Below are 5278 nucleotides of genomic sequence, written 5' to 3' on the forward strand. Positions count from 1 at the left end.
GCTGCTTGTGCACTGCGAAGAGCACGGTTTCCCGGACTGTGGCGGATATCCGGTATTGATCGTAGTCGTGCACGAAGAACTGCCTCAGGCGCGCCGGGGTGAGGTCCTCCACGATGCCGTCGGCGTAGACGCCCTTGCGCGCGGTTGCGATGGCTCGCTCGTCGATGTCAGTGGCAAAAACCTGGATGTCCAGATTCTTCGACTGGGTCTGCTCGCGCAAGAGCATGCTCAACGAATAGGCCTCTTCGCCGGTGGCGCAGCCCGCCACCCACGCACGGACATGTTCGCCTGGCGCCTTGTCCTCGATCAGCTTCGGAATCGCGTCGCGCCCGAGCGCCTCGAAAGCGGCCCGGTCCCTGAAGAAGTTGGTGACGCTCGGCAACGCCGTGTGCCCGCCGGTGGCGCGCGACGTCATCGCAGAACTGAGGAGGGGCGCGTTATCTCAGCTCACCGGGCGGTACTTCTCCAGCCACGCGATAGAGGAGCGCGCGATACAGGGGCTCCAGTTCAAGCGGGCCGTCGAAATTCTTCAATCGGACCCGAACGCATAGCCTGCTCGATCCGGGCGGCATCAGCTTCGTTTCCGACGCCACGAGCGAATCAGCAGCGCATACACACTCACGTTGAGCACGGCGACGAAGGTTCCCGATGCGATCTGCGCGCCGCGAGTGAGCCCCTCGGGATAGACCACGCCCAGCAGGTAGTGATCGATGAAGCCGCCGCTGTAGCCTGCCTGGCCGGCCCCGCGTCGCAGTTCGTTTTCGAGCGGCGTCAGCGGGCATTCCCATCCGAACCATGCTACCCAGGCAGYCCATGCAACGGCCAGCAGGTGCAGCCAGGCCAGCCGCGGCCACCGCCAGACCAGAACGCTGCCGCCCACGGCGAACAGGATGAAGAGGCCGTGCAGTACCAGCACGGCGTCGGCCAGCACACGCTCGCTCATGGGTGGGCTCCTTGTGTCCTTCGAGCCGAAGCATAGACATCGCCTTGCCCGTAAGGGCATTCCGGGCGGGCCCCAAACCTACAATGGAATGTTCTTTCAAGCAGATCAAGCAGTTAGGTGGGTTCGATGCAGGGGCTGCCCGCAACCGGCCGCCTTAGAACTTATCCGTAAATAATGCTGACCTGCAGCGGTACCTTCCGGGGTAATCGGACTTTCTCTGCGGATTGATACGGTCGCGAGAGTTTTTCCTTTGAAAGTCAATAGCTTGCGCCGGGCAGTCTTCGCGCGCAGACGTGCCTCCGTAAGTGATTGTCGTGCATAGGGACTTTTGGACTGACCGTATCAAACCGCACCAAAAGTACGATCACCCCTCTTAGCGCGCCCGCGGGACTACGACTTCGGTGCTGCTGCTTGAACCGCTCGAGGCAGTTTTGCCTCTCGCGTCTGGGCTCGCTGGCATCGCGCCGGTCGCTCAGCGGGAGACAGACATTCGGATGGAGACCGCCTGCAGGATTTTTTGGGCTGGTCCTAGGTTAGGTGAACGTGCCGCGAGGCCCTCGGAGGCTGACTTCCTCAGTTGCAGTGAGATGCAACGCTGCAGCGGATGTCGCGGACGATTCATGAAGACCAACCCTTGCCCTAGTCATCCAAGGTGGCGTCCCGGTACTCAGCCAATGTCGTGCGGCGGAACTCGCCCACTGGTATGAGTTTGTCAACCAGTTTTGGAAATTGAGCGCGGATGTGACGCCCCTCCCGTACCCAACATCCGCTAGACGCCCCGCCATCCGCCGAAGTAAGGTAGGAAACACGATAGGGCGCGGTGCATCCGTCTTGGGCAYCGGTCAACTGCAGAGCCTGAAACGGATTTCCTTCCGTCACGAATAGGACGTGAGGTTCGATGTCGCAGCCCAGAGTCAATGTGCAACCGGCGACAACTGCCGCGACTGAAGATGTCTTCATGTCGCCCCCAATCGATGTCGGGTAAAGGTTGATTTAGCGCTTTGGAATTGCGGCCGTCAATCCGAAGGTTGAGCGGGCCATGGCTCCGGCGATAGTGATAGTCGGAAACTTACTACATTTCGGAACGCCTAGCGCTTTTCTCAGCGGCGGTTCCGACCTCTGCCCCTCGCCATGTTCAGCGAAATTCACCCGGCCCCGCTTCCCCCTGTGAACGGCGATCAGGAAACGCTTCTATTCGGCGGCGAGGACGCGGTTGCGCAATGAGCGGTGTTGAGCCGGTTTGATCGGTATGTTCGAGGGGACGTGAGTTCGCCAGGGAGGCCGCCCTGCAGGGCGGCCTCCCTGGCGAATTCGTTTGAGCTCGACGGTTGACATACGGCCCTGAGGCGAGMCGGAGCGAGGCGGCGAGGCAGGCTTGGCCGATGGCGGCCATCTGCGGTAGAACGAGCGTCGTTACCCTGAGTAGGCGGTTACGGCGGCGGCATTTAGCCTGGCAGCGAGAACCGCAGCCGTACCCTACACACGCCAACAGCGAATGCGGTGCCAGTGTTGCATTGCCGGACGCCGTCGTCCAGCGCAATGCGTGGCCTCGGCTCGGTGTGGCGGCTCTGGGAGCTTGACTCCGAGGAGCCCACCGCCTGGCCGAGCATCCCGCCCGTCTTTTCGTGTGCGCGCGGTGCCGCGCGCAGGTGCTGCTTTGCAGCCGCTGCGACCGCGGTCAGCGCTACTGCGGCCGCGCCTGCTCGCGCGCGGCGCGCCAGGACTCGCGCCGCGAGACTGCGCGGCGTTACCAGCGCAGCCGTGCCGGACGGCTTGCGCACGCCGCACGGTCCCGGCGATGGCGCCATCGCCAGTCTGCTCAAGCTGCGTGTGACGGTGCGGCCTCGATCAACTTCGTGGCGCACCAGGGTTCCCCGCCCGCGGCAACCGATGCTCCACTGCCTCCATGCGAGCAAGCCGCCGAACCCAAGCCGGTCGACACCCCCACCAACGTCGCACTGATCTGCCGGCGCTGCGCCGCAGCGCTGTCGCCGTGGGCCCGCCAGGGCTTCCTGCGCCACGCCCGTGCCTCGCGCTGGGCCGTTCGTGTGGTCGAACCCAGCCCTTGATCAAGGAGCGCCTGCGTTGATCATCCCTATCGATCTGAGCGCCCAGATCCTGCGTCTCTACCAGGCCGAACACTGGCGCGTGGGCACGATCGCGCGCCAGTTGCAGGTGCACCGCGACACCGTGCGGCGCGTGCTCGCACAGGCGGGCTCGGCGGCGCCGCCTTCACCACTGCGCCCCAGCCGGGTCGACCCGTACCGTCCCTTTATCCTGGCCACGCTGGCCAAGTTCCCCACCCTCACGGTCGCACGGCTGTTCGTCATGGTGCACGAGCGCGGCTATCGCGGCAGCCCCGAGCACTTCCGCCACGTCGTCGCCGGCATGCGGCCCCGGCCGCCGGCCGAGGCCTTCCTGCGCCTGCGAACGCTGCCGGGCGAATAATCACTCGCCTAGGATAGGGGTAGGAAACGGCTCTCGCCGTCCCCTCCCTCCGAACCCGCTGTGCAGTTCTCCCGCGACGGGCTCTCCAGTCAGTTGTTTCCGCACCGGGATTGGCGCGCCAATTGATGGGCTTCGTACATCGTGAACAGCCCAAGATTAGCGAAGAAGGAATTTGGCCATCGTTTGTGATCGCTAAGACATCGTCCCTGACCCGGTCGGTGTTTCTGTTTTCGCAACATCGCCCGCAGTCGACGCCGAACAAAGCCGTCGATTGACGAGAATGTGAACCGGTGGGCCTGCTTGAAATAGGCGTACCAACCCTTCAGGGTCGGATTGAGCGACGCGATCACACTCTCGATGGAACCGCCGTGATTGCGGCGCGTCCGGGCACGAACTTTGTCCCGTAACGCCATCAAGCTTTTCGCGCGCACCAACCGTCGCCCGGCTTCAAACCGGTACCCCAGAAACTCGAACCCTTGCCCCTTCTCCCGGCAGTCTCCAATGTGGGTCTTGTCGGGATGTAGCGTCAGGCCGTTCGCACTCACCCAAGCGCGCAAACGAGCGAGCGCGGCGTGCGCTTCCTCTCGACTGCGACACAGCACCACGGCGTCGTCTGCGTATCGCACCATTACCAGCCCGGCTTCGCGCATTTCAACGTCCAGCTCGTGCAGATAAGCGTTCGCGAGCAAGGGGCTGATTACTGCCCCTTGAGGACTGCCGGAGATCGGCGTCCACCGCTTCAAGTCTTCCATGATGTCTTGCTTGAGAAAGCCCTGAATGAGTTCCAGCACGTGACCGTCACCGATACGATCTCGCACTTTCGTGAGAAGGGGGTCATGTGGAATCGTGTCGAAGTAGCTTTGCAGGTCCGCATCCACTACCCAGAAGTAGCCCGCTTTCAAATGCCGGTCCACTTCGCGCAGCGCATCCTTGCAGCCCAAACCTTGCCTGAAGCCATAGCTTCTGGGCTCGAATTCGTGCTCAAAGATGGGCTCGACGACCAGCTTTAGCGCCGCCTGAACCACGCGGTCTTTTACAGCAGGTATGCCGAGCGGGCGCTGCTTCTTGCCCTTGGGTATGTAAACACGCCGTACCGGCAACGGGCGATAACTCCCGTCCCGCAGCGCTTGCGCCAGTTCAGCCAGATAGTGACTCCGTCCTTGCGCGAATCGCTCCACGCTCATTCGGTCCACCCCAGCCGCCCCAGCGTTCTTCGCCACCTGGATCCATCCAAGCTCCAGCGTTTCAAGGCGATAGACTTTATCGATCAAACTGTACCATTTACCTCCTCGAACTCCTCTTTGTAGAGCAGCCAACATAGCTTCCGTCCAGATTGGAGCTGGCACGAATTTCCGCTGCACGCAGCTTCCCAGCACGCCTGCATCTTGTTTAGTCGTTGCCGACACTGTCGATGCTTCAATTGTCATATCTCTGCTCCTTTCCGGTCTTCAGCTATCAACCTTCCTGCCCCACTTCCCTAATGCGCCTTTTGCTCTGACACATTTCTCCACGGTTCAACTTAATTTCCCCGTGATCGGTACTATTGGGACTCTGACTCCTGCCAGCGTTCACCGCACCGGCAGGTCTCCCCGCTTATCTCGTGCCATCTTCCTGTCGTTCCGTCCTCAACCACGTGGTACGCCACATCACCGCTTTAACCGCCACGCCAGCGTGATGCATTCCTTCCAGGCTTCGCCACTTTAGTGCAGGCTCGCCGCCATACCCCGCCGAAACAGGTTCGTCATCCTACGGACCGACAATTCGCTTCCGGTTGCTCCCCACCTCGCCTCGCGACGACGCAGTTACCTTCAGCTACGGAGCTGCGGCCAACTCCGACAGGGACTTTCACCCTGCAAATGGCACGCCTTCACGGGCGCACACTAAACC

The 5278-nt window shown here is 62.1% G+C and carries 4 protein-coding genes; 1 reads left to right on the plus strand and 3 read right to left on the minus strand.

What is annotated here, in order from left to right; all coding sequences use genetic code 11:
• Together AC1DY5_RS40920 and AC1DY5_RS40925 are read right to left on the minus strand one after the other, a co-directional pair.
• The coding region (locus tag AC1DY5_RS40920; protein ID WP_478120160.1) for a CheR family methyltransferase at window positions 1-415 on the minus strand (415 nt) is incomplete at its 3' end.
• 156 nt (window positions 416-571) lie between these two features.
• Entirely contained in the window at window positions 572-943 is a 372-nt protein-coding gene (locus tag AC1DY5_RS40925; protein WP_478120161.1) for a DUF2784 domain-containing protein, read from the minus strand.
• Window positions 944-3028: 2085 nt separating this feature from the next.
• Here AC1DY5_RS40925 and AC1DY5_RS40930 point away from each other — a divergent pair.
• Window positions 3029-3391: a transposase gene (locus tag AC1DY5_RS40930; protein ID WP_478120162.1), complete on the plus strand. Its 363-nt coding sequence runs from the start codon at window positions 3029-3031 to the stop codon at window positions 3389-3391.
• Between the two features lie 89 nt (window positions 3392-3480).
• Here the strand turns inward: AC1DY5_RS40930 and ltrA are convergent, their stop codons facing one another.
• Complete coding sequence (gene ltrA / locus AC1DY5_RS40935) at window positions 3481-4818, minus strand: group II intron reverse transcriptase/maturase (protein ID WP_478120163.1); 1338 nt, start codon at window positions 4816-4818, stop codon at window positions 3481-3483.
• Between the last annotated feature and the right edge of the window lie 460 nt (window positions 4819-5278).

This window comes from Variovorax sp. P4_D9 (genome assembly GCF_056401695.1).